The organism is Robiginitalea rubriflava (assembly GCF_052540725.1).
The window spans coordinates 2,325,494-2,349,707 of the sequence record NZ_CP199309.1; the positions used below are offsets into that span (position 1 = coordinate 2,325,494).

At 48.2% G+C, this 24,214-nt stretch carries 25 protein-coding genes; 13 read left to right on the forward strand and 12 right to left on the reverse strand.

The window, feature by feature from the left end; genetic code table 11:
* Window positions 1-40: 40 nt before the first annotated feature.
* Window positions 41-973: a peptidylprolyl isomerase gene (locus ACT6NU_RS10520; RefSeq protein ID WP_445381631.1), complete on the forward strand. Its 933-nt coding sequence runs from the start codon at window positions 41-43 to the stop codon at window positions 971-973.
* Window positions 974-1,040: 67 nt separating this feature from the next.
* On the opposite strand, the gene ACT6NU_RS10525 is transcribed toward ACT6NU_RS10520, so the two are convergent.
* Entirely contained in the window at window positions 1,041-1,235 is a 195-nt protein-coding gene (locus ACT6NU_RS10525; protein ID WP_445381632.1) for a cold-shock protein, read from the reverse strand.
* A gap of 106 nt (window positions 1,236-1,341) precedes the next feature.
* The gene (locus ACT6NU_RS10530; protein WP_445381633.1) at window positions 1,342-1,980 is read right to left on the reverse strand and encodes a peroxiredoxin; all 639 of its coding nucleotides are present in this window, start codon (window positions 1,978-1,980) and stop codon (window positions 1,342-1,344) included.
* A gap of 171 nt (window positions 1,981-2,151) precedes the next feature.
* Here ACT6NU_RS10530 and ACT6NU_RS10535 point away from each other — a divergent pair, with 171 nt between their 5' ends.
* Window positions 2,152-2,700: a YfiT family bacillithiol transferase gene (locus tag ACT6NU_RS10535; protein ID WP_445381634.1), complete on the forward strand. Its 549-nt coding sequence runs from the start codon at window positions 2,152-2,154 to the stop codon at window positions 2,698-2,700.
* A gap of 3 nt (window positions 2,701-2,703) precedes the next feature.
* Here ACT6NU_RS10535 and ACT6NU_RS10540 read toward each other — a convergent pair whose 3' ends face one another.
* Both ACT6NU_RS10540 and ACT6NU_RS10545 read right to left on the reverse strand, forming a co-directional pair.
* The gene (locus tag ACT6NU_RS10540) at window positions 2,704-3,237 is read right to left on the reverse strand and encodes a GNAT family N-acetyltransferase (protein WP_445381635.1); all 534 of its coding nucleotides are present in this window, start codon (window positions 3,235-3,237) and stop codon (window positions 2,704-2,706) included.
* 7 nt (window positions 3,238-3,244) lie between these two features.
* Entirely contained in the window at window positions 3,245-3,808 is a 564-nt protein-coding gene (locus ACT6NU_RS10545) for a thioredoxin family protein (RefSeq protein ID WP_445381636.1), read from the reverse strand.
* 107 nt (window positions 3,809-3,915) lie between these two features.
* On the opposite strand from ACT6NU_RS10545, the gene ACT6NU_RS10550 reads away from it, so the two are divergent.
* From ACT6NU_RS10550 to ACT6NU_RS10560, 3 genes are read left to right on the forward strand one after another with little or no spacing between them, the layout of a single operon-like run.
* Complete coding sequence (locus ACT6NU_RS10550) at window positions 3,916-4,227, forward strand: phosphoribosylpyrophosphate synthetase (RefSeq protein ID WP_445381637.1); 312 nt, start codon at window positions 3,916-3,918, stop codon at window positions 4,225-4,227.
* Window positions 4,224-5,162: a bile acid:sodium symporter family protein gene (locus ACT6NU_RS10555; protein WP_445381638.1), complete on the forward strand. Its 939-nt coding sequence runs from the start codon at window positions 4,224-4,226 to the stop codon at window positions 5,160-5,162. The genes ACT6NU_RS10550 and ACT6NU_RS10555 overlap by 4 nt, the downstream gene beginning before the upstream one ends.
* Complete coding sequence (locus ACT6NU_RS10560) at window positions 5,162-6,205, forward strand: 1-acyl-sn-glycerol-3-phosphate acyltransferase (RefSeq protein ID WP_445381639.1); 1,044 nt, start codon at window positions 5,162-5,164, stop codon at window positions 6,203-6,205. Before ACT6NU_RS10555 ends, ACT6NU_RS10560 begins: the two co-directional genes overlap by 1 nt.
* Here the strand turns inward: ACT6NU_RS10560 and ACT6NU_RS10565 are convergent.
* From ACT6NU_RS10565 to ACT6NU_RS10575, 3 genes are all read right to left on the reverse strand, one after another.
* Window positions 6,198-8,723 carry a M14 family zinc carboxypeptidase gene (locus ACT6NU_RS10565; RefSeq protein WP_445383852.1) on the reverse strand — a complete coding sequence of 842 codons (2,526 nt, stop codon included), beginning with the start codon at window positions 8,721-8,723 and terminating at the stop codon, window positions 6,198-6,200. The two genes, ACT6NU_RS10560 and ACT6NU_RS10565, sit on opposite strands and share 8 nt — an antisense overlap.
* Before the next feature lie 150 nt (window positions 8,724-8,873).
* The gene (locus ACT6NU_RS10570) at window positions 8,874-9,248 is read right to left on the reverse strand and encodes a PUR family DNA/RNA-binding protein (RefSeq protein ID WP_445381640.1); all 375 of its coding nucleotides are present in this window, start codon (window positions 9,246-9,248) and stop codon (window positions 8,874-8,876) included.
* 75 nt (window positions 9,249-9,323) lie between these two features.
* On the reverse strand, window positions 9,324-11,078 hold the full coding sequence (locus ACT6NU_RS10575) for an ABC transporter ATP-binding protein (protein WP_445381641.1): 1,755 nt from the start codon (window positions 11,076-11,078) through the stop codon (window positions 9,324-9,326).
* Between the two features lie 163 nt (window positions 11,079-11,241).
* Between ACT6NU_RS10575 and nusB the strand changes: the two genes are divergently transcribed.
* The 3 genes from nusB to yajC are packed head-to-tail and all read left to right on the forward strand — an operon-like array spanning window position 11,242 to window position 13,015.
* A complete protein-coding gene (nusB, locus tag ACT6NU_RS10580) occupies window positions 11,242-12,180 on the forward strand; it encodes a transcription antitermination factor NusB (RefSeq protein ID WP_445381642.1) in 939 nt (312 codons plus the stop codon).
* Window positions 12,181-12,224: 44 nt separating this feature from the next.
* The gene (locus tag ACT6NU_RS10585) at window positions 12,225-12,710 is read left to right on the forward strand and encodes a DUF1573 domain-containing protein (protein ID WP_445381643.1); all 486 of its coding nucleotides are present in this window, start codon (window positions 12,225-12,227) and stop codon (window positions 12,708-12,710) included.
* A 20-nt stretch (window positions 12,711-12,730) separates the two neighbouring features.
* The gene (yajC, locus tag ACT6NU_RS10590) at window positions 12,731-13,015 is read left to right on the forward strand and encodes a preprotein translocase subunit YajC (protein WP_445381644.1); all 285 of its coding nucleotides are present in this window, start codon (window positions 12,731-12,733) and stop codon (window positions 13,013-13,015) included.
* A 74-nt stretch (window positions 13,016-13,089) separates the two neighbouring features.
* On the opposite strand, the gene ACT6NU_RS10595 is transcribed toward yajC, so the two are convergent.
* Both ACT6NU_RS10595 and pepT read right to left on the reverse strand, forming a co-directional pair.
* Window positions 13,090-13,680 (reverse strand): YdeI/OmpD-associated family protein, encoded by a 591-nt coding sequence (locus ACT6NU_RS10595; protein ID WP_445381645.1) that lies wholly within the window; start codon window positions 13,678-13,680, stop codon window positions 13,090-13,092.
* Window positions 13,673-14,914, reverse strand: coding sequence for a peptidase T (pepT, locus tag ACT6NU_RS10600; protein ID WP_445381646.1), 1,242 nt, complete (start codon window positions 14,912-14,914; stop codon window positions 13,673-13,675). Before pepT ends, ACT6NU_RS10595 begins: the two co-directional genes overlap by 8 nt.
* A gap of 78 nt (window positions 14,915-14,992) precedes the next feature.
* Between pepT and ACT6NU_RS10605 the strand changes: the two genes are divergently transcribed.
* The 3 genes from ACT6NU_RS10605 to ACT6NU_RS10615 all read left to right on the forward strand — a co-directional run bounded on the left by ACT6NU_RS10605 (window position 14,993) and on the right by ACT6NU_RS10615 (window position 17,540).
* Window positions 14,993-15,433, forward strand: coding sequence for a hypothetical protein (locus tag ACT6NU_RS10605; RefSeq protein ID WP_445381647.1), 441 nt, complete (start codon window positions 14,993-14,995; stop codon window positions 15,431-15,433).
* A gap of 63 nt (window positions 15,434-15,496) precedes the next feature.
* On the forward strand, window positions 15,497-16,540 hold the full coding sequence (locus ACT6NU_RS10610; protein ID WP_445381648.1) for a quinone-dependent dihydroorotate dehydrogenase: 1,044 nt from the start codon (window positions 15,497-15,499) through the stop codon (window positions 16,538-16,540).
* A 133-nt stretch (window positions 16,541-16,673) separates the two neighbouring features.
* Window positions 16,674-17,540: a hydroxymethylglutaryl-CoA lyase gene (locus tag ACT6NU_RS10615; RefSeq protein WP_445381649.1), complete on the forward strand. Its 867-nt coding sequence runs from the start codon at window positions 16,674-16,676 to the stop codon at window positions 17,538-17,540.
* Window positions 17,541-17,602: 62 nt separating this feature from the next.
* Here the strand turns inward: ACT6NU_RS10615 and ACT6NU_RS10620 are convergent, their stop codons facing one another.
* On the reverse strand, window positions 17,603-19,819 hold the full coding sequence (locus tag ACT6NU_RS10620; RefSeq protein ID WP_445381650.1) for a TonB-dependent receptor family protein: 2,217 nt from the start codon (window positions 19,817-19,819) through the stop codon (window positions 17,603-17,605).
* A 203-nt stretch (window positions 19,820-20,022) separates the two neighbouring features.
* Between ACT6NU_RS10620 and guaB the strand changes: the two genes are divergently transcribed.
* Window positions 20,023-21,495 (forward strand): IMP dehydrogenase, encoded by a 1,473-nt coding sequence (guaB, locus tag ACT6NU_RS10625; protein WP_445381651.1) that lies wholly within the window; start codon window positions 20,023-20,025, stop codon window positions 21,493-21,495.
* A 31-nt stretch (window positions 21,496-21,526) separates the two neighbouring features.
* On the opposite strand, the gene ACT6NU_RS10630 is transcribed toward guaB, so the two are convergent.
* Window positions 21,527-22,048, reverse strand: a complete 522-nt coding sequence (locus ACT6NU_RS10630) for a thioredoxin family protein (protein ID WP_445381652.1) — start codon at window positions 22,046-22,048, stop codon at window positions 21,527-21,529.
* A 62-nt stretch (window positions 22,049-22,110) separates the two neighbouring features.
* Complete coding sequence (lysA, locus tag ACT6NU_RS10635) at window positions 22,111-23,352, reverse strand: diaminopimelate decarboxylase (RefSeq protein ID WP_445381653.1); 1,242 nt, start codon at window positions 23,350-23,352, stop codon at window positions 22,111-22,113.
* 159 nt (window positions 23,353-23,511) lie between these two features.
* Between lysA and ACT6NU_RS10640 the strand changes: the two genes are divergently transcribed.
* Window positions 23,512-24,153, forward strand: a complete 642-nt coding sequence (locus tag ACT6NU_RS10640; protein ID WP_445381654.1) for an LON peptidase substrate-binding domain-containing protein — start codon at window positions 23,512-23,514, stop codon at window positions 24,151-24,153.
* The last annotated feature ends 61 nt before the right edge of the window (window positions 24,154-24,214 follow it).

A 24,214-nucleotide genomic window follows, 5' to 3' on the forward strand; every position in this document is an offset into this window, starting at 1 on the left:
GCAATTAAATGCCTAACTTTGCCGCCTAAAATGCAAAAACATGAAGGAAGGAGTATACGCAAAATTCAATACTACTAAAGGTGAAATCCTTGTCAAACTGACCCACGATAAAACCCCCGGGACCGTGGGGAATTTCGTGGGCCTGGCCGAAGGGAGTTTACCCAATGCCGTCCGGGAGGCCGGGAAACCGTATTATGACGGGCTAAAATTTCACCGGGTAATCCCCGATTTTATGATTCAGGGGGGCTGTCCTACCGGGACAGGAACCGGAGACCCGGGCTACAAATTCGATGATGAATTCCACCCAGACCTCAAACATAACGAACCGGGGGTGCTTTCCATGGCCAATGCCGGCCCGGGCACCAATGGGAGCCAGTTCTTTATCACCCATGTCCCCACTCCCTGGCTGGACCGTAAACACACCGTTTTTGGACACGTAGCCCAGGGGCAGGAAGTTGTAGACTCCATTGCTCAGGGCGATTCCATAGAGTCTCTGGAGATAGTACGAATAGGTGCTGAGGCCGAAGCCTGGGATGCTTTAGGGGCCTTTGAAAACTTCAGAAAATCCAAGGAAGCCCGCCTGCGCGAAGAAAGAAAGGAGATGGAGGAAAAAATGGCTGAAATCTCTGAAGGGTTCGAAACCACTGCCTCAGGCTTGAAGTATTTGATCATGGAAGCGGGAGAAGGCCCAAAACCGGCCAAAGGTGACCGGGTATCTGTGCATTATGAAGGCTCTTTGCTGGACGGTACCGTTTTTGACAGCTCCTTTCAGCGAAAAGAACCCATAGAATTCCTGCTGGGGGAAGGACAGGTCATCCCGGGCTGGGACGAAGGAATACAATTGCTTCGGGTAGGAGATAAGGCCCGTATGTTGATTCCTGCTGAACTGGCATATGGGGCCAGGGGTGCCGGAGGGGTGATTCCACCCAATGCACCACTGCTGTTTGATGTATCCCTGGAAGGGATTTCCTGAAGCCGGATTAAAGACATAAAAAAACCCCGGCATCTGCCGGGGTTTAACAAAGAAATCTAATGTTTTATTAGTCTACGACTTTAACATCTACGGCGTTTAATCCTTTTCTTCCCTGTTGTAGTTCAAATTCTACAACATCACCTTCGCGAATCTCATCAATAAGACCGGAGACGTGTACAAAATGATCGGTGTTTGAACCATCTTCAGTGATAAAACCATAACCTTTGGACTCATTGAAGAATTTAACTGTTCCTGAACTCATAATAAATAAAAATAAAATAATTAATAAGCCGCAAAGGTAGTGTTAAATTTGAAACATACTCGCTTTTCGGTCATTTATTTAAAATAAATTCCTAAAAATAAAGGAATTAAGCCCGTGGGTCCGGGGTCATACGCAGGTAAGGTTTTATTTCTTTCACGCCCTTTTTAAAGATATTTCGAGCCTCGTCTGTAGGGATAGCCGGGCTTACCACTACTTCCTCCCCTTCGTTCCAGTTGGCCGGCGTGGCCACTTTATGGTAGGCTGTCAGTTGCAGGGAATCAATAACCCGCAGTAGTTCAAAGAAATTTCGGCCGGTAGAGGCAGGGTAGGTGAGGATCAGTTTTATTTTTCGGTCTGGCCCGATGATAAACACAGAACGCACCGTAAGGGTATCATTGGCATTGGGATGTATCATATCGTAAAGGTCGGACACCTTGTGGTCTTCGTCTGCGATAATTGGAAAATTGACCTGGGTGTGCTGGGTTTCCTCAATATCCCTGATCCATTCCTTATGGGAGGCTGCCCCGTCTACACTCAGGGCCAGCATTTTGACGTTTCGCTTGTCAAATTCCGATTTGAATTTGGCGGCAGTGCCTAATTCAGTGGTGCAGACCGGGGTAAAGTCTGCCGGATGAGAGAAGAGTATTCCCCATCCGTCTCCCAGATAATTGTAAAAATTCAGCTGTCCCAAAGAGCTGTCTGCTGTAAAATCAGGGGCGGTATCGCCCAATCGTAATGTCGCCATAAGTAAATAGTATATTTAGCCTATAAAAATAATAGATTAATATGGAGATCGCTTTGCTTTCTGGTTAAACTTGTATTAAATTTAAAGGAATGCAGCGGGTCTGATCGGAAATGTCCCGAGTCACTCGGGCTGTGCAGTATCGGATAGAACATTAGTAAAAACACACTACAGATGAAAACACAAAAACTGGAAGAGCTGAGGTACCCGATCGGGCACTTTGTTGCCCCGGATACAATCAGCCGGGCCACGCGCAATGACTGGATTGCTGAACTGGAAGCCCTTCCTACTCGGGTATCGGACCTGGTTGTTCCTCTGAAGGAAGAACAGCTGGAAACCCCTTACCGACCCGAGGGCTGGACCGTCCGCCAACTGGTGCACCATATCTCAGACAGCCACCATAACAGTTACCTCAGGTTTAAATGGGCCCTGACGGAAGAAAACCCTACTATCAAACCCTATGACGAAAAGGCCTGGGCCGATCTATTTGATTCCAGGTCTGCCCCCATTGATTTCTCCCTGAAACACCTGGAGGTGGTCCACGCTAAACTGGTGTACCTGTTACGCGGGCTAACGGAGGCGCAATTGCAACGTACCTTTGTTCATCCCGATGGCAACCAGCAGTCTACGCTGGAAGTGAATATCGGGCGTTATGCCTGGCATGGCAACCACCATCTGGCACATATAGAAAACCTTTTGAAACGACGCGGCTGGCTGGATTAAGCTTTAAAGTTCCTTGAGCATGATCCACATGGGTCTTTCCGCTTCAATGGCCTGCGAAAATGGGATTCGCGTAGGCCCGAAGATGCGATATCCATTTTGCAGGTAAAATTGCAGGGCCGGACCTTTCTGCATGGCCTCCAGCCAGATATACTGCAGGCCCGCCTCCTGTGCCATTAACTCAAATGAGGCAAAAAGACGGCTGCCGTACCCCATCCCGGTAGCTGTACGGACCAGGTAAATTTTTTCAATAAACAGGCCATTGTCTGCACTGAAAGCCTCCAGATTTTTATTAAAAACGAGTTTACAGATTCCGACTGCTTCAGCGGAAGCCTCTACAATCCAGTTCCTGACCCCGGGCTGCTGCAATTCATTTAATAGCTTTTTGCGGGTAAAATTATGGCTGAGATAGGGCGTGGTATTCCCTTCGGGCCAGAGATGACGGTAATGGTCGTTGTAGGCGTGGGTTCCCGTTTGAATATACAGCGGAATCCCTGCTGCATCCAGCTCCCGGAGGTTTGGGATAGTTTCGGATTTCATAAATGGTTCAGGCGGTTTCCTTCCATTTAATATTGCAGCCAATACTGGGCTTTTGTAGCTCGGGGATCGGCAGCCCGTCAAGCAGGTTTTTCATGGCGGTTTCCAGGTCCTTTCCGCTAACCGGAATGCCGTTGCCCGGCCTGGAATCATCCAGCTGGCCACGGTACACTAATTCCAGATTGCTGTCAAACAGAAAAAAATCAGGGGTACAGGCGGCGTCGTAGGCCCTGGCCACCTCCTGGCTTTCATCGTATAAATATGGAAAAGGATATCCTTCTTCCCGGGCCGTTTCTTTCATTTTATCCGGATGGTCCTGGGGGTAATTTTCCACGTCGTTGCTGGAGATGGCAATAAAGGAAATTCCCTTTTGCTGGTAGGTATTTGCCAGGCTAACCAAAGCTTTGTTTACATGCTTTACAAAAGGGCAGTGGTTACAGATAAACATGATGAGCGTAGCCTTTTTACCCTGAAGCTCTTCGAGCGTATACGTATTGCCGGATGAGGTGTCGGGGAGGGTAAAACCCGGGGCCCGGGTTCCCAATGCCAGCATATTACTGGGTGTTCTTGCCATGGGATTGAAGTTATGGGTGTATTGCAAAGGTATTAAATTAGTTGCGTATTCCTGAGCAGATGCTTATCTTCTGGAAAGCATTACCAATTCTAAAAAAGTATATTATTTTGAACCAAAAGCACTCCTATTCTTCGCTTTCAAAAGCCATTGAAGATCTGCAGGAGCAGGGCTATACCGAAAACCTGAACTTCTGTGATTCCGGGCTGGAAAATAAGCGGAAAAACTGTATTTATCCGGCAGCGGAACTTCATGTGAGGAAGTTTTATCGCTTTGAAGGAAAGACAGATCCGGGAGATAACAGTATTTTGTATGCTGTAGAAACCTCGGACGGGCATAAAGGGCTGTTGGTTGATGCCTATGGTGCCTATTCGGGTAGTATCCCCGCGGATATTATTGCCAAGCTTAAAATTGACCGTTGAAGTCCGGCCAGATACCTGCAGACATCGATCAGATCCGTATTCAGTTTGATACGGAGGCCCTGTGGATGCTGAACCTGGCTTTGGGGCTAGTCATGTTCGGGATTGCTCTGGATATCCGCCTGAGCGATTTCAGGCAGTTAATACGGGCACCCAAACCACTGCTGGTTGGCATTGGTTCCCAGTTCCTTTTATTGCCGGCCCTGACATTTGGCCTGGTAACCTTTTTTGAGCCGCTTCCCAGCTTTGCCCTGGGGATGATTTTGGTTGCCTGTTGCCCGGGCGGCAATGTTTCCAATTTTATGACCCACTTGGGGGGTGGTAATACGGCCCTGTCTATAAGTCTTACTGCCTTTGCCACGCTTTTTGCCGTATTGCTGACCCCTCTGAACCTTCAATTTTGGGGAGGCTTGTATGAGCCCTCTGCAGCACTACTTCAGCAGGTACGTGTAGACATCCTGGAGATGGTTCAACTGGTGGGGCTGCTTCTGGGGATACCGCTGCTGGCGGGGATGGCCGTCCGATACTGGTATCCGGGGCCGGCCGCTTATCTGGCAAAACGTTTTAAGTACGGATCGCTCCTGTTCTTTATTGGCCTTATCGCTTTGGCCTTATATAATAATCGCACAGTTTTCTGGGATTACGTAAGCCTGGTTTTTTTAGTCGTTTTAGTACATAATGCGATAGCCCTTGGAAGCGGGAATCTGCTGGCAAGGCTTTTTCGCCTGGAAGCATCAGCCGTTAAAACAATAACTCTGGAAACCGGGATTCAAAATTCAGGCCTGGGCCTTTTGCTTATTTTTTCATTCTTTGACGGCATGGGGGGAATGGCGCTGATAGCTGCATTTTGGGGTATCTGGCACCTGGTGAGCGGGATGCTCCTGGCCGGATACTGGGCCCGCAAACCCTTGAAAAAATCAACTGTAATACAGGACTGATGATTTACGCCCTTTTAAAAATATTAGTCCGTTTTGGATTTTTCTGCTACTACCGGGAAGTGCGCTGGGAAGGCCTTGAGAATATCCCGGCAGATAAGCCGGTAATGCTTTTGCCCAACCATCAGAATGCATTGTTGGACCCTCTGTTGTATGCGGCCTATGCACCTGCCGCTCGCCCATGGTTCCTTACCCGGGCTGATGTTTTTACACGGCCGTGGCTGAAGCGTTTTTTTAAAATGCTTCATATGATCCCCATTTACCGCTTTCGCGATGGCAGGGAGAACCTGAAATATAATGAGGGGATTTTTGATAGCTGTGCGGATCTATTTCGGGAAAATGCCCAGCTGCTCCTGTTTCCCGAAGCCAATCACAACCTCAGGAGACAGGTGCGCCCTCTTAGCAAGGGGTTTACGCGCATCCTGCAGGCTTCCCTGGAAAAGTATCCGGATCTGGATATCCGTATTGTCCCGGTGGGGATCAATTACCAGCAGGCGGCCGGCTTTCCCGATAGCGTTTGTTTCCGGTTCGGAAAACAAATTGCTGTATCGGATTATTTTGCAAACCAGGAAGACTCCCATTGGGTACCCCTGTTGAAAGAGGCCGTTTTTTCTTCACTTACCCGGCTTACCACACATATTCCACCTGAGGCAGATTACGAGCAAGTTGCAGCCTCCCTGCATGAGTTTCAAGCCGATTTTCTGCAGCCGGAAGCGGTAAATTATTTTATTCTGGATAAACAAACAGAACCTCCCCGTCGTCGAAATGCCTGGTCGCGCCTGCACAGAATCCTCCACCCGTTCTTTACAATATCGAACCTTCCTGTTTTGCTGGGCTGGAAATGGTTCGCAGCCAATAAGGTCTGGGAACCCGAGTTTCTCAGTACCTTTCGGTTTGGCTATGCTTTCCTGATCTATCCCCTGTATTTTACTTTATTGGGAATAACCCTGTTCTTTTTGGCAGGAGCGGGATATGCCCTGGCAGGAGTACTGCTGCTCTTTCTTTTCAACCTCCTTTATGTAAAAACCGGCCAGGCTGCTACATAAATTCTCCGAAAAAGATAGCATTCATCAGTAGTTTATTGGTCCCATACCAAAAAGCCCTGAAATTAGTGTTGTCCGTAAAGAGGATTACCCTCCCGCGACCGGAGCGCTGTACTTTAAAGGGGGCGCTCCCGGAAATCAGAGCAGCGTTTTCCTCGGAAATGTAACCACTCAGCAATGGATTTTGTGTGTAGAGTATTGGATTGTCGTATGAATTTTCCTCCGGGTCCAGGTAAATATTGGTATTCCGGAACAGTGCAATCCGATCCCGGGTGTACCCGTAATTGATGGGATGGGAAAGGTCCAGTTTCGCTTCAAAAATGGCTCCCCCGGTAACCTGGGCCCCCTGAAAATCCCTTTTTTCAACAAAGCTGATGTCTTTCGCAACGAGGGTGTCTTTCCTGAAATTTAATTTCAAAAATTCGTTCTTCTCCAGCCAGTTGGCCGCATTGCGATACCCGATAAGGGTACCCCCTTCGCTGACCCAATCTTTCAGTTTGGCGATGTTCCCATCGGAAAGCCCGCCGCTTCCCCAGCCACCGGGAACGATTATATCCGTATAGGAATTAAGGTTTACCCTACTGAGGTATTCCGTATCGATTTTAGTAAGCTGCATCCCGTAGCGCGTATCGAAGAGGTGCCAGATCTCGCCGGCATCGTAGGAGCGGATTCCGTCTCCCACAATGATGGCTACTTTCTGCCGCTTGAGGGCCTCAAAATCACGACTTCCCAGGTCTATGCCCTCAGTCAGGCCGGTATCTACGCCCATTATCTCCAGGCCGGATTCTGCTGCGACCTCCTTAAGAAATGCGTGTAATTCGTCCGCAGCCAGGTTCTGTCCCTGTACGGGAACCATTATGCTTCCGTAATCGTAATCCCGTCCGAGAAGGCGGAAGGGCTTGGTGGCTACCTTGGCCCGAAGTCCTTTTTGCAGGATGTGGTTCAGCGCCTTAGGGGTGTAGTACTGGTGCCATTCAAAAAGATAGGCGTATTTGCTGCTCCGATCTACCTTCCCCTTTATTTCAGGTAGCTTTTCCAATGCCGGGCCTACGGAAGGAAGGCTGCTGAGCTCGTCGTATTCCAGGTTGAAGGCCAGCGGGAAGGTCCAGGCAGAAATATCATAAAACAAACTGTCGGTAAAAGTGGTCCGCCTTTCAAACATGGCCTGGATCAGCCTGGGGTTTTTCTGGTCCATGGGGACCACAAAACTCATATCCTTTTTGTACTCTTTGCCATTGTGATTCCAGTCGGCAGTCAATTGGTGTACCCGGATTTTGTGCCGTTTCAGGATCTCCGCCAGGTGCCATGCCCTGGCTCCGTCTTTAGGGTGCCCAAAAACAATGGCCTTGGTACGGTTGCGTTTTACTTCTGACTGAATGTCCTGGTAGTAATCCCGCTGGTAATCCAGTAGTTTGGTCCGCATATTCCAGGCCGCCTCTATCGTAGAGAGGGCTGTGGTGAACTGGTTGCGGATGGTAAAGGGGAAAGTCAGGATGCCGTTTTCGCTTTCCTGTATGTGCCCCCGGGAGCTGGCCTGTTCAAACAGGATTCCGATACTTCCGTTTACATCCGGAAAGGTGGATCCTTTCCCGTAATAGTAATCATCGTACCCTTCTTCTGAATAATAGAGCGAACCGATCTGGTCCAGTGCCCTGGCGTGGTAAGTCCCGATTTCCGCAGTGAGTTCCTGGTTGATTTTCGGGGTGAGCGGGTGAACCCTGCTGGGTACCCCGGGCTGGAAAAAGAAAGTGGCATTGGTACCCATTTCATGGTGGTCTGTCAGGACATTGGGCATCCAGTTATGAAAGGTTTCAATACGCGCCCGGCTTTCGGGTAATTGCACGGGCAACCAGTCGCGGTTCAGGTCAAACCAATAGTGGTTGGTCCGACCGCCCGGCCATACCTCATGGTATTCACGCTCGTTATTATCGGGATTCAGGTTAATACTTTTATTGGTATTGGCCCAGTAGGCAAAGCGCTGCAAGCCATCCGGGTTAAAGGAGGGATCCATCAGGATTACCATATCTTTGAGCATGGCTTCCATTTCAGCTCCCTGGGCTGCAGCCAGATGGTAGGCATATGCTAGCCCTGCATTGGCCCCGCTGGGCTCATTGCCGTGTATGGAAAAACCCTGGTAGACCACTACCGGCATCTGGTCTATGTCGGCGGAAGCGCTGCCGGACTCGGTCAGTGACAGATGTTGTTGGCGGATGTCTTCCAGCCGCTGATGGTTTTCGGGAGCCGTAACGGTCAGTAACAAAATGGGCCGGCCTTCAAAAGTCTCCCCCCTGCTGGTCAGTGAAATGCGGTCACTGGCCTTATCCAGTGCCTGCATATACATTACCAGCTTGTCGTGGGTCACGTGCCAGGCACCTACCTCATGGCCGATTACCTCTTCGGGGGTGGGGATAGACGGATCGTAACTGATTCCGTCCGGAAGGAAATACGAAAGCCCGGATTCTTCCTGTGCCAGTGCTGTGAGGCACATCATCAATGACAAAATAAGGGTAAATCGCTTCATAAGTTGCATAGTCAATATATGTTTTATGGGTCAGGGCCACAGGGGCCTGCCCGAATGTTGTTGATGTGGTTTGGTTGTTTGAATGTAGCCGACAGTAAGAAACAATAACAAAAAAAGGCCGCTTATAGAGGGCCTTTTAAGGATATCTTACTAAAGTTCGTCGAAGTCCAGATCGGTAAAATTACTACCTGTGGATTCTATGGTGCCGTTTTCTGAAGGGCTGGTTTTCTTAAAGTCTTTCTGATGTCTTTCGGAAATCACTTCGTGCCCCTTCTCATCGATGATATAATCCATCATTTCCGAGAGAATTTCCCGGAAAGATTCAAAGTCTTCCTTGTAAAGGTAAATCTTGTGTTTTTTGTAATGGAAGGAACCATCGTCGTGAGTGAATTTCTTGCTTTCGGTTACCGTAAGGTAATAGTCACCTGCTTTAGTGCTGCGAACATCAAAAAAATACGTCCTTCTGCCGGCCCGCAATACTTTGGAAAAAATCTCTTCCTGATCCATTAAATCTTTATCACTCATGAGTCCGTAATGTTAAAAGAAGATCGTTTAAGGCTATCAAAAATGTGAAAAAAATGCTGAATCAACAAAAAAAAACTAGTTTTCTTTCTCTGACAGCTGATTGATATAAAGCTCTTTGTAATAGCCTTCCTGACTGACAAGCTGCTCGTGTTTGCCAAACTGGATTATTTTTCCGTTTTCGAGCACCATCACCTTATCCGCATTGATGGCTGAAGAAACCCTGTGGCTTACAATGATGGTGGTTTTGTTTTGGGAAGCCTTTTTTAGATTGGAGAGAATGGTTTCTTCCGTTTCCGTATCCACCGCGGAAAGGCAATCGTCAAACAAATAGATTACAGGGTCTTTTAACAGGGCCCTTGCGATGGAAACGCGCTGTTTCTGGCCACCGCTTAGTGTAATTCCCCTCTCGCCCAGTATGGTTTGATAGCCTTTCGCAAAGCCTATTATATTTTCGTGTACCACGGCCATTTTGGCCACAGCCTCTATTTCATATTCGGTGGCATCCTCTTTCCCGAAGCGGATATTGTTTTCAATGGTATCGGAGAATAAAAAGGCATCCTGTGGTACCGCCCCGATCGCAGATCGCAGGGAGTTCAGATTCAGTTCCTCTATGGGAGTATCATCCACGCGGATGGTACCGGAACGTACATCATACAGTCGGGCAATAAGTTCCAGCACTGTAGATTTCCCGGCCCCGGTCTTCCCTAGTATGGTCATGGTTTCACCCGGGTTCAGACTGAAAGAAACCCCGGAAAGGGCCTGTATCCCGGTATCCGGGTAGGTGAAACTAACCTGGTCAAATTCAATTTTGCCCACTATCTCGCTGGGGGTTTCCTCTTTGTTCTGGATTTCCGGTTCCTGTTTCAGGAACTCATTAATCCGTTTTTGAGAAGCTTCAGCACGCTGTACAATGGACGTCAACCACCCTACAATGGCTACTGGCCAGGTAAGCATGTTCACATAGATGATGAATTCCAGGATAGTTCCCAGGGTATCTATTTCCCCCTTCAGGTACTGCAACCCCCCCACATAGATCACGAATATGTTGCTGACCCCAATCAGCAGTATCATCAGCGGAAAGAACCAGGCATTTACCTTGGCCAAATCCATGCTTTTGTCCTTGCCCTCGTAGGCGAGTTCCCCGGCTTCATTGTTGATACGGGGTTCCATCACATAGGCCTTGATTACCGAAATTCCCGAAAAGGTTTCCTGTGCAAAGGTTGAGAGGGTAGACAGGTATACCTGTACCCGGGTACTGCGCTGGTGGATTACCCGGCTGATCCAGTAGATCAGTACAGAGAGAACCGGCAGGGGTAGCAGGGCATAGAAGGCAATGGTGGGTGCCTTTATAAACATCAGCGGAATCAGGCAGACAAAGAGGGTGAGGGTTTGTATCCCATACATTATGGCGGGCCCGGCATACATACGGACCTGGCTCACGTCTTCGCTGATCCGGTTCATAAGGTCGCCGGTGCGGTTGCTTTTGTAAAAATTGAGGCTCAGGCGCTGGTAATGGTCAAAAACCTCATTTTTCAGGTCGTATTCTATATAGCGGGAGACATTGATGATGGTTTGGCGCATCAGGAAGGTGAAAAAGCCCGAAAGCAGGGCCGCCCCGATAATAATCCCGATATATTCCAGCAACTGTTCCCGGGCCAGGCTTTCTGTAATCCCCCCTTCCAGATACTGCTCCACCGTCTCTATGATATTCTTTACATAAGAGGGCATAACCAACTGGAATACCCGGGCAATGATGGTAATCAGTATCCCCATCAGTAATTTAAACCAGTATTTGCGGAAGTATTTATTGAGGTGTTTGAGTTCTTTCATAGGTCTGAGCTGCAGCTGGTCTGGCAGCCCTTACGGCTGCTTTCGCAAATATAGGCGATTGCTGCGGATGGGACTGTTATAATAATTATAAGATGTTTTTGAAAGCAGGATTCAAAATCAATTCCTATTTTTGCCGCGATTCCATAATCGCAAAGTTCTTTACATGCTCACGAGAAGGCACATCAGGATTAAAGTAATGCAATGCATTTACGCCCTTTCCTCATCCAGGGAAGACTCCATGGAGAAACAGCAAAAATTTTTGAACCAAAGCATTGCCCAAACCTTTACCCTTTACCTCTTAATCCTCGGTATCTTCAGGGAACTCCACGATTTGGCTGAATTGCATCTGCAGCAGTCTTCCCGTAAATACCTGGATTCCCCGGACAAAGCAGGGCCTGACGCCCTCGCAAAAAACAGCATCCTCAAACAGCTTGCCGGCAATACCCTACTGGACCAGGCATTCAAGAAACGCAAACTTAAGCAGTGGTATCTCAATGAGGAATACATCAAAATCCTGTTCAGAGAAATACTGGAAAGCGAGCGCTACAGGGAATACCTGCCTGTAGCCGGGGCATATGAACAAGACCGGGATTTTCTGATCGGGACTTTTAAGGAGGTAATTGCCCCCAATTCAAAAGTCTATGACTTCCTGGAAGACGAAGGTATTACCTGGGTAGACGACCTGCCGCTTGTCAATACCTATATCCTCAAACAGCTCAAAAAATTGAAACCAGGTAGTGCCGAACAATTTTTTATGCCCCGATTGTTAAAAAATCAGGAAGACATGGAATTCGGACAGGAGCTTTTAAAGAAAACCCTGTTGCGGTATGAGGAACTGGAGAAGGAGATGGAGGGCAAAACCCCCAATTGGGATAAGGAGCGTATAGCCGATATAGACGGCATCCTAATTAAGATGGCTATCTGTGAGCTTTTGTATTTTCCTTCTATTCCGGAGCGGGTTACCATTAATGAATACCTGGAGATTGCCAAAGAGTATTCCACCCCCAAGAGCAGCATCTTTATCAATGGCATATTGGATAAACTGGTGAAAGATTACAAAAAGGAAGGAAAACTTAAAAAGACCGGCCGGGGTTTATTGTAAGTAATTATTCCTTAATTTTGCATGGAATTAAAAAAAATAACATCATGAGAAAAGCAACTGTCATTTTAGGTGCCCTGGCCCTTACGGCCTTTATATCCTGCAAGGAAAAAGCATCTGAAAAGATCGAAGCCACCAATGTGGAGGTAGCTGCACAACGCGATGAAGCTGCCAAAAACCTGCCGGTAATGACTTTTGACCGGGCTGAACACGATTTTGGAACCATTGAACAAAACACGCCACAGGAAACTTCCTTTGTGTTTACCAATACGGGAAATGCCCCGCTGATCATTACCAATGCTACCGCCAGTTGCGGATGTACCGTTCCTGATTATCCCAAGAATACCCCAATCGCTCCGGGTGAACAAGGAGAGATCAAGGTGAAGTTTAACGGCTCCGGGATGAACCAGGTCACCAAAACAGTAACAGTAATGGCCAATACGGCAAAAGGGCAGGAGATGCTCCGCATCAAGGCCTTTGTCAATCCAAAGTCCAATACTTCCGCTGCTGTAGGCCCGGTAAGACAACAATAATTTAAATAAGATATTCCTTTATGGATAACATAGGTCAATTTTTGCCTATGCTGCTGATTTTTGCAGTGGCGTATTTCTTTATGATCCGACCGCAGATCAAGAAACAAAAAGACGAGAAAAAGTTCGCGGCTGCCCTGAAAAAGGGAGACAAAATCATTACCAAGAGTGGCCTTTACGGCAAGGTTGTCGATTTGAATGACAAGGATTTTTCCTGCATTATCGAAACCATGGCGGGACGAATGAAATTCGACCGCTCTGCCATTTCCATGGAACTCAGTAAAAAGCTGAATACGAGTAAAGATTAAGGCTGTAAAACACCTGCCTTGTAAAAACACCGGTCCGCAGCCGGTGTTTTTTTATTTGTACTGTGCTGTGGGCTTTAACGGTATTTGTCGTTTAACCCTTTTCCTGCCGCTATCATGGGAAGTATTTTTTGTAGCCGCCTCTGTTTGGTAGCCTCCTGTTTGGCGGATGCTATATATTCGGCATACTCGTTTTGTTTGTAGAGGGTTAGCCCATCAAATGCTTTTTGTAATTCAGGGGAGGCCTGAAGCGCCTTATATAAGCCGGCAGGTATTTCTGTTTTTTTGGGTTTGGCCGGTTTCAGGCCAATGCCTTTTATCGCATTTGCAATGGCCTCCTCAATGTATTGCCGTACCATTTCTATTGGGATATTGCCCGGCTCGTAAAACTTCCAGTGCCTCATACCTTTGGTTTTGCCCTGCTGCGCATTTTCCAGAACGGATAAGGGATCGGATAGAAAAGCCCCGTCAAAGAACCAAAGCCCAAAATGATTTTTAAAGGCAAGGATGCCTAAGACATTCTTATTTTCCACGCAATATACTGGGGCATTCCATTTTAGCCGTTCTTCCATCCCACATTGCAGGGCAATTTCCCGCAAACGGGCAATCCCGTCGCGGAAGGGTTGCTCCTTCTCAAAATAGGCGTTCAGTCTGGCGGCTTTATCCATTAGTATTGGCAGAAGTCTGAGCAGTAAGTTCGCAAATTTTAACGATAACGTCAACAGCTTTTTCCATACTTTCTACCGGGATGTATTCGTATTTCCCGTGGAAATTATGTCCGCCCGCAAAAATATTCGGACAGGGCAGCCCCATATAACTTAGCTGGGACCCATCTGTCCCACCGCGTATCGGTTTGATTATCGGTTTTACGCCCACCTGTAACATGGCTTCCCTCGCAATTTCAACTATGTGAAATACAGGCATTACCTTTTCCCGCATATTGTAATACTGATCGCTGATTTCCACCTGCAGATCGGTATTGTATTTTTTTCGGATACGGCTGCAGATTTCCGCTAACCGTTCCTTACGGGCCTTAAATTTTTCGGCATCGTGGTCCCGTATAATCAGGGAAGCAACGGCATTTTCAATACTGCCCGAGATCTCGTGGACGTGAAAAAATCCCTGCCGGGCCTCTGTCTTCTCAGGGACTTCCTCCGGGGGCAGTGAAGCCAGTAGTTCCGTAAGGGCTGAGATGGCATTGATCATTTTATCTTTGGCGTAGCCCGGGTGTACGCTCTTCCCCTTTATCTGAATTCGGGCTTTGGCAGCATTGAAGTTCTCGTATTCCAGTTCCCCCAGCTGGCTGCCGTCAACCGTGTAGGCCCAGTCTGCATCAAAGCCTTTAACATCAAAATGATGCGCACCCCTGCCGATTTCCTCGTCCGGGGTAAAACCGATACGGATATCCCCATGTGGAATCTCCGGATGAGCAATCAGGTACTCCATAGCAGTCATAATTTCTGCGATGCCCGCTTTGTCATCTGCCCCCAACAGGCTTTTTCCATCCGTGACAATGAGCGTTTGGCCGGTGTATTGTTTTAATTCCGGGAAATAATCAGGCGAAAGTTTTATCCCCTGCTGCTCGTCCAGGATAATATCTTTTCCATCGTAATCCCTTACCAGCCGGGGGTTGACTGCTTCAGCAGAAAAGTCGGGACTGGTATCGAAATGGGAAATAAAGCCGATTGTTGGCACCTTTTTTTCAATATTGGCGGGCAGGGTGGCAGTTATATAGGCCCGCTCGTCCAGTTTTACCTGCTCCAGACCCAATTCCCGGAGTTCGCTTGCCAACAGCCTTGCGAGGGTCCATTGTTTTTCGGTGCTCGGAGTACTGGGAGAGTCCGGATCGCTTTGCGTATCGATGGCGATGTATTTCAGGAAACGGGAAACCAATGGCTGCATATACTTTTTATTTGAATTTTGAGTTAGCAATTAAACCGCGACAGCCTATCTTGCTGTGTAATACGCGGAATTAAAAAGATGAAGATACTCAAGAAAATCAGTTTTGCCTTACTCTTTTTGGGCCTGGGTGGTGCGTTTGGGCAGGAATGCACCCTGAATATCAGCGGGGCAGATTCTACCAATATTGCCAGTGCTTTTCAACTAAACGAGTCCCAGCTGCAAAAGATGGGGCAATGGCAACGGGAACTCAGCAAGGAAACGGATCGGCTTATGGAGAAGCTTACGGCATTGATGGAAACACACCCGAGGGAAACGGAATCCGAACTGGTCGCATTGGGCAGTAAATACGAAGCACTCCGGGCACAAATCCTTGAGATTACTATTTCCTATGACCGCAGATTACTCGGCATTTTAAACCAGCTGCAATACGCCCGCTACCTGGAGCTCTGTAAGGCGGTATCCAGGGAACCCCTCGCCCCCTGGAAGGACCCGGAGGAGGAACTGCCGGATCAAAATTAGTCAGTATCCGCCCCGGGAGGTACTACATAAGTTTGTACTTTTGCCCCAAATTCTGGCACCCCTATGTACCGTATTTTCATTCGTCCACTGCTGTTCCTTTTTGACCCCGAAGCCGTACATCATTTTTCCTTTTGGGCCATCAGCTGGAGCAGGAGGCTTGGGCTTTCCCCTCTGATCCGCAAAATTTACAGCTTGCAGGACCCCCGCCTGGAGCGCGAAGTCTTTGGGTTAAAATTCCCGAATCCCGTAGGCCTTGCAGCCGGGTTTGACAAGGATGCACGCCTTTTCAGGGAATTGTCAGACTTTGGGTTTGGTTTTATCGAAATAGGGACCCTTACCCCCAAGCCCCAAGCCGGGAACCCCCGAAAACGCTTATTTCGCCTGAAGGCAGACCAGGCTATTATCAACAGGATGGGATTCAACAACAAAGGGGTCCTGGAAGCCGTGGAACACTTAAAAACAGGGCACAAGGTCCTGGTGGGGGGGAATATTGGGAAAAATAAAACCACTCCCAACAAGGAGGCAGCCAAAGATTATCTGATTTGCTTTGAGGTGCTTTTTGCATACGTAGACTACTTTGTGGTAAACGTTAGTTCCCCCAATACACCCGGGCTTCGGGAGTTGCAGGAGAAAGAACCCCTTACCCAACTTTTGCAGATGCTTAAAAAGGACAATAAACGGCTTGCTGAACAAAATGGAGTTGCACAAAAACCCATCTTGCTCAAAATAGCCCCGGACCTTACCGATTCCCAGCTCCTGGATATTATTGACATCATTGCGAAGACACGGCTGGATGGGGTTATTGCAACCAATACCACCATTGCCCGTGACAAGCTGAAATCAGACTATATTCTTGTGGAACAAAATGGTGGGCTAAGTGGGAAACCCCTGCGGGAGCGTAGTACAGAAGTGATTCGGTTTCTGGTGGAAAAGAGCAATAATGCCTTTCCAGTGATTGGGGTGGGAGGGATCCACAGCCCGGAGGATGCCCTTGAAAAACTACAGGCTGGAGCCAGCCTGGTTCAATTATGGACGGGCTTTGTTTACGAGGGGCCGGGGCTTGTAAAGCGAATCAACCGGCGCCTTCTCGAGACCACAGCCGATTAAAGACGCCCGAAGCCTGAATGTTTTGGTTAACAGGTATTTAATACCTGTTTATTTTCGGCTTATCTGCTACTTAAGGGGATCTTATCAAATTCATTTAAAATAGTGGTAATTTTGAGATCGAATCAGGCTTCAGATGTCAGACACTGTTAATATTGTTGAATGCCCACGCGATGCAATGCAGGGGATACGGGATTTTATCCCCACCCCTGAAAAGGCACGCTACCTGCAGGCATTGCTGAATTGCGGCTTTCATACCCTGGATTTCGGAAGTTTTGTCTCCCCCAAGGCTATTCCGCAGATGGCGGATACAGCTGAGGTCCTGTCCAGGCTCGACCTTTCCGAGACCGACACCCGCTTGCTGGCTATAGTGGCCAATCTGAGGGGGGCTGAAACTGCGGTTGGCTTCGAACAGATAGACTACCTGGGCTACCCTTTCTCCATTTCCGAGAATTTCCAGATGCGCAATACCCATAAGACCATTGCCCAGTCCGTTGAGGTGTTAGGGCAGATCCTGGAGCTGGCCAAAAAGCACGATAAGGAAGTAGTTACCTATATTTCCATGGGATTCGGAAACCCTTACGGAGATCCCTGGGATGTCGAAATTGTAGCAGACTGGACTGAAAAGTTGGTAGGGATGGGGGTGAACATCCTCTCCCTTTCCGATACTATTGGGAGTTCAACCCCAGAGGTTATCTCCAAATTATTTTCCGGCCTGATCCCCAGGTACCCTGAGGTAACATTCGGGGCACACCTGCATACTACCCCTTATACCTGGCATGAGAAAGTAGATGCTGCCTACAGTGCCGGTTGCCGCAGGTTTGACGGGGCCGTACAGGGCTTCGGGGGCTGCCCGATGGCCAGGGACGAGCTTACCGGAAATATGCCCACCGAGAAAATGCTCTCTTATTTTACTGCCAAAAAAGTGGATACCGGGGTAAAGTGGATGGCTTTTGAGGCAGCTTTTAACAAGGCTTCCGAATTATTTTCCGCCTATGCCTGAAAAGGCAGCACCCGGAACCAGTCCGGGTGCAAACAAAAACACTTAAACAGAATCAATCCAAATTAATACCTCAGGGAGATCCCGGCGTATATTCCAAACGGATGTCCGGGGCGCAAACCAGCCGGCACCCTGGAGACAGCATAGGTTTCATCCAGGAGGTTGATCACATTGGCTGTCAGGCTTATATGCTCGTTATAATGGTACTTCCCGGCAAAATCGAGAATAAAATTATTATCCACCAATTCTGAAGCAGGAATGCTTCCGGAGCCTGCCTGTGTACGAAAAGCTCCGTTGTATCGTGCATTGAAATTCAGTTCAAAGTCTTTGTGCTCAAGGCCCAGGGTAGCATTCCACTGGTGTTTGGACAAATATGGCAATTCATCTCCTGCCGTTACCTCTCCCCAGAGGTCGTCATCGCTTCCAAAACTATTCTGAAATTCGGTATCCGTAAAGGTGTAGGCAAAGGTAACTGGCAAAATAAATTGATTGCTGTTGGGCAGCAGGTTGTAATTTACGAGCACCTCAAGGCCGGCAACATTAACCTCTCCGGCATTAAATTGCTCCAGGGAACCCGTACCCCCGGTAGCAGCCAGATCGCTTCCAAGCAGGTTGCTGAAATCATTGAAGAAACCGACCAGTTCGCCGCTGAAACCGCCATAGCTGAAGCGACTTCCCAATTCGTAGTTGATACTCTCTTCCGGAAGCTGTCCTTCCTGGTTACCCGGGGGAGAGAAGCCCTTGTGAACCCCTCCGAAAACAGATACATTCTGAAAGTTGTAATTAAAACCGATACCGGGGATAAAAATATCTACCTGGTTTTCGCGGGTACTCAGGTCTGTTCCGGTTCGTGCCGGGTCATTGCTTCCGAAGTTTTCCCTGGACAGGCTGATATTCTCGTAACGGATCCCCGGGGTTAGGGTCAGGTTGTCGTATTTGAACTTGTACATTCCATAGGCGGCAAAGGCCCGGGCGTCACTGATGCGGTTAGCGTCTGTACCCGGAACACCTGCTGTGGTAAGGGATAACTGCCCGTTCAGCATGGCGTAGTCATCGAGCCATTGAAAGCGGTCTTCCTCGTCATAGTGGTAACGCAGGCCAACTTCCACATCGTGGAAAGTGCGTTCCCCTGTCCAGTGTACGTCCAATTTAGTCTGTATCCCGGTGGAGTAGTATTCGCGGTTGTTGTTTTTAAGGGTTAGCGCATCAGCCCCACTGTCTGCATTGCCGCTAACTACCTGGTAGTAGTCATCGAAGCTTTCAGGATTGGATATGATATCGGCAATTCCCTCCCTTTCCCCATTCAGGGTAAGGTAATCCAGCTTGTACCAGTTCCTTTTAAAATTGTTGCGATAGGCAACTGTGGTAACCCGGAAATAATCACTGAAATCCAGGGTATGGCTCAGCATAAACTGGTTGTGTTCCGTGTTCATCTGGTCTTCCTGTGAACCGGCGTACCTTCTGAAGGGGTTGCTCTCAAAATCGTCCTGTGTCAGCCCCAGGTAGGTTTCGTCTGAGGTTTCGTCAGAATACTGGAATTTAAATTCAAGAGCCTGTGCAATGGCCGCCCCGGGACTGGTATTCAGCCGGAATTTTGCCACCAGGTCATTTTTATCGAAGCCGGTGTCTCCTCCACCATCCAGTTCTTTGAAACCATTGGAGTTATAGTTCAAATATTCGATGGAGTATCCAAAGTTTTTCTGGCTGTCCCCCAGTTGGGCATGGATCCTCCCGGACTGAAAGCTGCCGTAAGTAGTATTGACGAATGCCCTGAAGCGTTCCGGCACCTCTGTGCTCACCATATTGATGGCCCCTCCTGTAGTATATGGGCCAAACTGTACCTGGCTGCTCCCTTTCAGGACCTCTACCGCCTGCATACGCGCTATGGTGGGGAAATAATAGGCCGCCGGGGCACTGTATGGGGCCGGGGCGATCAGGACCCCATCTTCCATCAGCGTAATTTTGGAACTTCTCTCTGGGGAGGTACCCCTGAGGCTGATATTCGGACGGAGGCCAAAGCCGTCTTCTTCGTAAACGTTTACCCCCGGAACGGCTCTGAGCGTACGGTTGACATCCGTATAATTAAATCGCTGGATTTCCTGAGGGGAAATATAATAAGAGGAACCCGTCCGGTTCCGGGCTTCAAATTTACTCCCGAAAATTACCTTGGCTTGCAATACCACCTCATTGAGGCGGACCAGTTTACCGGTCTGGGTTGTGTCTTGCTGAGCATACAGGCCGAGGGCCATGCTAAAACAAAATACAGTTAAATACCTTCTCATTGATTTATTTAGACTAATTATAAATAAAATTATAGAGGCAAAAGTAATTCCAGCTTTGGAAATTTCAAAGTTTATTTAGAATAAATATAAATAGAAAACGGCTTAGGATTTTGTAATCAGCAGGTTAGGAGGATTAAATTTTCGGAATAAAAGATGCAATGATTAAAAGTAGTATATTTGCACGCAATTAATCCTTAATTGCCATGGAAGCCCACCTTTCAAAAATCCTTGGAGAAGGCCTTACTTACGACGATGTACTGCTCGTACCTGCCTACTCGGAAGTCCTTCCCCGCGAAGTGAACATTCAGACCCAGTTTACGCGTAATATCCGCATTAACATTCCCATTGTATCCGCAGCCATGGATACGGTAACCGAATCCCGTATGGCTATTGCCATTGCTAGGGAAGGGGGAATAGGGGTCCTGCATAAGAACATGAGTATTGAAGGACAGGCCATGAAGGTGCGCAAGGTAAAGCGGGCGGAAAGCGGGATGATTCTGGATCCGGTAACCCTCCCTTCTACTGCCCTGGTAAGGGACGCAAAGGAGAATATGAGGGAACACAGTATAGGTGGTATCCCCATTGTGGATGATGCCGGTATCCTCATAGGGATTGTCACCAACCGGGACCTGCGTTTTGAAAAAAACAACGAGCGGCCCATCTCAGAGGTAATGACCTCAGAAAACCTGGTGACTGTTAGTGAGGGAACCTCTCTTGAAGAGGCAGAGGATATACTGCAGGAAAACAAAATTGAAAAATTACCGGTTGTTGACAAGAATTATAAACTGGTTGGCCTTATTACCTTCAGGGATATTACCAAACTCACCCAGAAGCCCATTGCCAATAAGGATCAGTACGGCCGGCTTCGGGTGGCAGCTGCCATCGGGGTTACCCCCGATGCCAAAGATCGGGCAGCAGCCCTGGTAAAAGCGGGGGTGGACGCCGTAGTCATAGATACGGCCCATGGCCATACCCGTGGGGTGGTAGGGGTCTTAAAGGAGATCAAAAAAGCCTTTCCCGACCTGGAAGTCATTGTTGGGAATATTGCCACGGCTGAGGCGGCACGCTACCTGGTTGATGCCGGTGCCGATGCGGTGAAAGTAGGGATCGGTCCGGGTTCCATTTGTACTACCCGGGTGGTTGCCGGTGTCGGGTTTCCCCAATTTTCAGCCGTGCTTGAAGTAGCCGCCGCCATTAAAGGCAGCGGAGTTCCGGTAATTGCCGACGGGGGTATCCGCTACACCGGAGACATACCAAAAGCCATTGCCGCCGGGGCGGATTGTGTCATGTTGGGCTCCCTGCTTGCAGGTACAAAAGAATCACCAGGGGAGACCATTATTTATGAAGGTCGGAAATTTAAGTCTTACCGTGGGATGGGATCCGTGGAAGCCATGAAACAGGGGAGTAAAGACCGCTATTTCCAGGATGTGGAGGATGATATTAAAAAGCTGGTCCCGGAAGGGATTGTTGGTCGGGTTCCCTATAAAGGGGATCTCTATGAAAGTATACACCAGTTTGTAGGCGGGCTTCGTGCCGGGATGGGCTACTGCGGGGCAAAGGATATTGAAACCCTGAAGGAAAAAGGGAAATTTGTCAAGATCACCTCAAGCGGGATACACGAGAGCCATCCTCATAATGTAACCATTACGAAGGAATCTCCTAATTACAGTCGATAAAAGCGAGTAATTTTAAAGGTGCCTGAAGGGCTTATCTGGAATCCCTATCGTAGGTCTGCCAGTCGGTATTTTTATAAATGTCTTCGCCAAAGTAGCGCGCAATTTTTATAAAGGCGTCCGGTTTCTGGTACCCGGGTACCGGGGAAAGCATCTTGACATTTTCATCCAGGAAGATTACGGTAGGGTAACTCAGGCGCCCCTGTAACAAGGCCGCTGCCAGTTCGTGATACCCCCTTCTGCCAGAAGGTACGTAGGTATAGGTTTTCCCGTTGAACTCAATGGGCTCTTTTCCTTCGCCATCCATCTTAACCATGTAGAAATTGTCTCTCATGTAGGCGGCAACCTTTGGATTTTGAAAGGTATCCTTGTCCATTCGTTTGCACCAGCCACACCAGTCTGTGTACACGTCCACAAATATCTTTTTGGGATTTTGTTCTGAAGCAGCCCGGCTTACGGCTTCGTCCCAGCTCATCCATTCTATTTCCTGTGCCTGCCCCAGGGAGGCGGCCAGGATCATTACAAATACCAGGGCGGTTGTCAGTCTGTCTTTCATAGTATTGCGCTAAAGAGACACAGGTCTTCTTTCAATACAAATTTAACGATAAAATCTCCGTTTTATTTCAATGTTGGCCTGGCTTTGATAGACGAAAAGAGTTCCTGGGTGTCTGTCTGGTTCCGAATCAGGTCTTCAAAGGTTTCGCGGCTCCTGATCAGATGGGCCTTTCCATCCATCCAGAGTACCTCTGCCGGACGATATCGGGAGTTGTAATTGCTGGCCATGGTAAAACAATAAGCCCCGGCATTCCGGAAACAGAGAATGTCACCTTCGGTAATTTCGTTTATACGTCGGTTGTTCCCGAAGGTGTCAGTTTCGCATATGTAGCCTACCACTGAATAATAACGCTCTTTGCCCTCCGGGTTGGAGAGGTTTTCGATTTGGTGGGAAGACCCGTAGAGCATGGGCCGGATAAGGTGGTTAAAACCGGAATCCACCCCGGCAAAAACCGTTGAGGTAGTCTGCTTGACCACATTAACACGCGCCAGGAAAAAGCCTGCCTCGCTTACCAGGAATTTTCCGGGTTCAAAGGCTAGGGTGAGGTCCCGCCCGTATTCCCGGCAAAATTCATTGAAACGGGAGCCCAGTTTTTCGCCGAGTTCCTCCACATTGGTCTGTATGTCACCAGCTTTATAGGGTACTTTAAAACCGCTTCCAAAATCTATAAAATCCAGGTTTGGGAAGTGTTTTGCCGTTTCAAAAAGGATTTCGGAGGCGTAGAGGAATACGTCAATATCCAGGATGTCGCTCCCGGTATGCATATGAATGCCGTTAATCCGCATTTTGGTCAGCTCCACTATGCGCAGCAGATGCGGAATCTGGTGAATACTGATCCCGAATTTGGAATCGATATGGCCAACCGAAATATTTGTGTTGCCGCCCGCCATTACATGCGGATTGATGCGGATACATACGGGGATGTCCGGGTGTTTACTCCCAAATTGTTCAAGAACGGAGAGGTTGTCGATATTGATGCGGACCCCCAGGCCTGCCGCTTCCTCTATTTCCTCAAGGGAAACGCCGTTTGGCGTATAAATAATGTCTTCTGGTCGGAAGCCTGCCATAAGGCCCAGCTGCACTTCCTGAATAGAAACCGTATCCAGACCGCTTCCCAGCTGGTTCATCAACCTAAGGATGCTGATATTGGATAGGGCTTTAACGGCGTAGTTTAACTGAAGCCTGGGAACAACCTTAAACGCTTCGGTCAGTCTTTTGTATTGCGATTTGATTTTTTCGGCATCATAGACGTATACAGGAGCGCCGTATTCTCCGGCAATTTCCAATAAATCAGTGGCTTTCATGAATCCAAGTTTGCAACAAAGCTAAATCACTTTGGTTTCTTCCCAAAAAAAGAGTTCAGTATTTTTTAAATTAAAACAAAATGTTATAAATAAAACAACTTGCCGCGGCATATGATTTGATAGTTTCGCTCCGGCTTTGTAGTTTTAAGGAAAACGATTATGAAGATCCCCCTTTTTCCATTGAGATCCGTATTTTTTCCTGGCGAAACCGTACCCCTGCATATTTTTGAGGAACGCTATAAACAGCTTATTTCGGATTGCCGAAATGAAGCAGCCACCTTTGGAATTCCGGTTTATATTGACGATCAATTGTCTTTCGGGACGGAAGTGCAGCTCAAGGAAGTGGTTACAACCTATGCGGACGGATCCATGGACGTGTTGTGCGTGGCGCGGCAAGTCTTCAAGGTTCTCACCTTTGAGCCCCAAATGGGAGAAAAACTCTATGCCGGCGGGGAAGTACAATTTCTGGATCCTATTAAAGATGCAGCCCCGGAACTTACCCATATGCTGCTGGAATCATGCAGGGAGTTATACGAGCTTATGGAAATTCCTTTCGGGCCCATCAAAGAAGAAGTTTTCAACAGCTACACCCTCGCCCATAAGATGGGCCTGTCTTTTAAACAGGAATACCAGTTGTTACAACTGGCCAGTGAAAAAATCCGCTTGCGCTTTCTGATTGACCATCTTCAGGCGACCATTAGCGTATTAAAACAATTAAACCGGACCCGGGAACTCATCGAAATGAATGGCCATTTCCGGAACTTCGACCCCCTGGATTTTAAAGATTTCAAACTGGAATAAATGCTCGTGGCAAGCATTAGGGGAAATGCTTTCGGTTTCCTATTTTTGCAATCAACTACTG

Coding starts and splice junctions, on each gene's coding strand:
- ACT6NU_RS10540 (WP_445381635.1), bottom strand. CDS start 3,237: ATGAAATCCGAAACTATCCCAAACCTCCGGGAGCTGGATGCAGCAGGG.
- ACT6NU_RS10620 (WP_445381650.1), bottom strand. CDS start 19,819: ATGAGAAGGTATTTAACTGTATTTTGTTTTAGCATGGCCCTCGGCCTG.
- nusB (WP_445381642.1), top strand. CDS start 11,242: ATGCTCACGAGAAGGCACATCAGGATTAAAGTAATGCAATGCATTTAC.
- ACT6NU_RS10605 (WP_445381647.1), top strand. CDS start 14,993: ATGAAGATACTCAAGAAAATCAGTTTTGCCTTACTCTTTTTGGGCCTG.
- yajC (WP_445381644.1), top strand. CDS start 12,731: ATGGATAACATAGGTCAATTTTTGCCTATGCTGCTGATTTTTGCAGTG.
- ACT6NU_RS10615 (WP_445381649.1), top strand. CDS start 16,674: ATGTCAGACACTGTTAATATTGTTGAATGCCCACGCGATGCAATGCAG.
- ACT6NU_RS10630 (WP_445381652.1), bottom strand. CDS start 22,048: ATGAAAGACAGACTGACAACCGCCCTGGTATTTGTAATGATCCTGGCC.
- ACT6NU_RS10575 (WP_445381641.1), bottom strand. CDS start 11,078: ATGAAAGAACTCAAACACCTCAATAAATACTTCCGCAAATACTGGTTT.
- ACT6NU_RS10530 (WP_445381633.1), bottom strand. CDS start 1,980: ATGGCGACATTACGATTGGGCGATACCGCCCCTGATTTTACAGCAGAC.
- ACT6NU_RS10520 (WP_445381631.1), top strand. CDS start 41: ATGAAGGAAGGAGTATACGCAAAATTCAATACTACTAAAGGTGAAATC.
- lysA (WP_445381653.1), bottom strand. CDS start 23,352: ATGAAAGCCACTGATTTATTGGAAATTGCCGGAGAATACGGCGCTCCT.
- ACT6NU_RS10585 (WP_445381643.1), top strand. CDS start 12,225: ATGAGAAAAGCAACTGTCATTTTAGGTGCCCTGGCCCTTACGGCCTTT.
- ACT6NU_RS10570 (WP_445381640.1), bottom strand. CDS start 9,248: ATGAGTGATAAAGATTTAATGGATCAGGAAGAGATTTTTTCCAAAGTA.
- pepT (WP_445381646.1), bottom strand. CDS start 14,914: ATGCAGCCATTGGTTTCCCGTTTCCTGAAATACATCGCCATCGATACG.
- ACT6NU_RS10565 (WP_445383852.1), bottom strand. CDS start 8,723: ATGAAGCGATTTACCCTTATTTTGTCATTGATGATGTGCCTCACAGCA.
- ACT6NU_RS10535 (WP_445381634.1), top strand. CDS start 2,152: ATGAAAACACAAAAACTGGAAGAGCTGAGGTACCCGATCGGGCACTTT.
- ACT6NU_RS10545 (WP_445381636.1), bottom strand. CDS start 3,808: ATGGCAAGAACACCCAGTAATATGCTGGCATTGGGAACCCGGGCCCCG.
- ACT6NU_RS10560 (WP_445381639.1), top strand. CDS start 5,162: ATGATTTACGCCCTTTTAAAAATATTAGTCCGTTTTGGATTTTTCTGC.
- guaB (WP_445381651.1), top strand. CDS start 20,023: ATGGAAGCCCACCTTTCAAAAATCCTTGGAGAAGGCCTTACTTACGAC.
- ACT6NU_RS10595 (WP_445381645.1), bottom strand. CDS start 13,680: ATGGATAAAGCCGCCAGACTGAACGCCTATTTTGAGAAGGAGCAACCC.
- ACT6NU_RS10640 (WP_445381654.1), top strand. CDS start 23,512: ATGAAGATCCCCCTTTTTCCATTGAGATCCGTATTTTTTCCTGGCGAA.
- ACT6NU_RS10610 (WP_445381648.1), top strand. CDS start 15,497: ATGTACCGTATTTTCATTCGTCCACTGCTGTTCCTTTTTGACCCCGAA.
- ACT6NU_RS10525 (WP_445381632.1), bottom strand. CDS start 1,235: ATGAGTTCAGGAACAGTTAAATTCTTCAATGAGTCCAAAGGTTATGGT.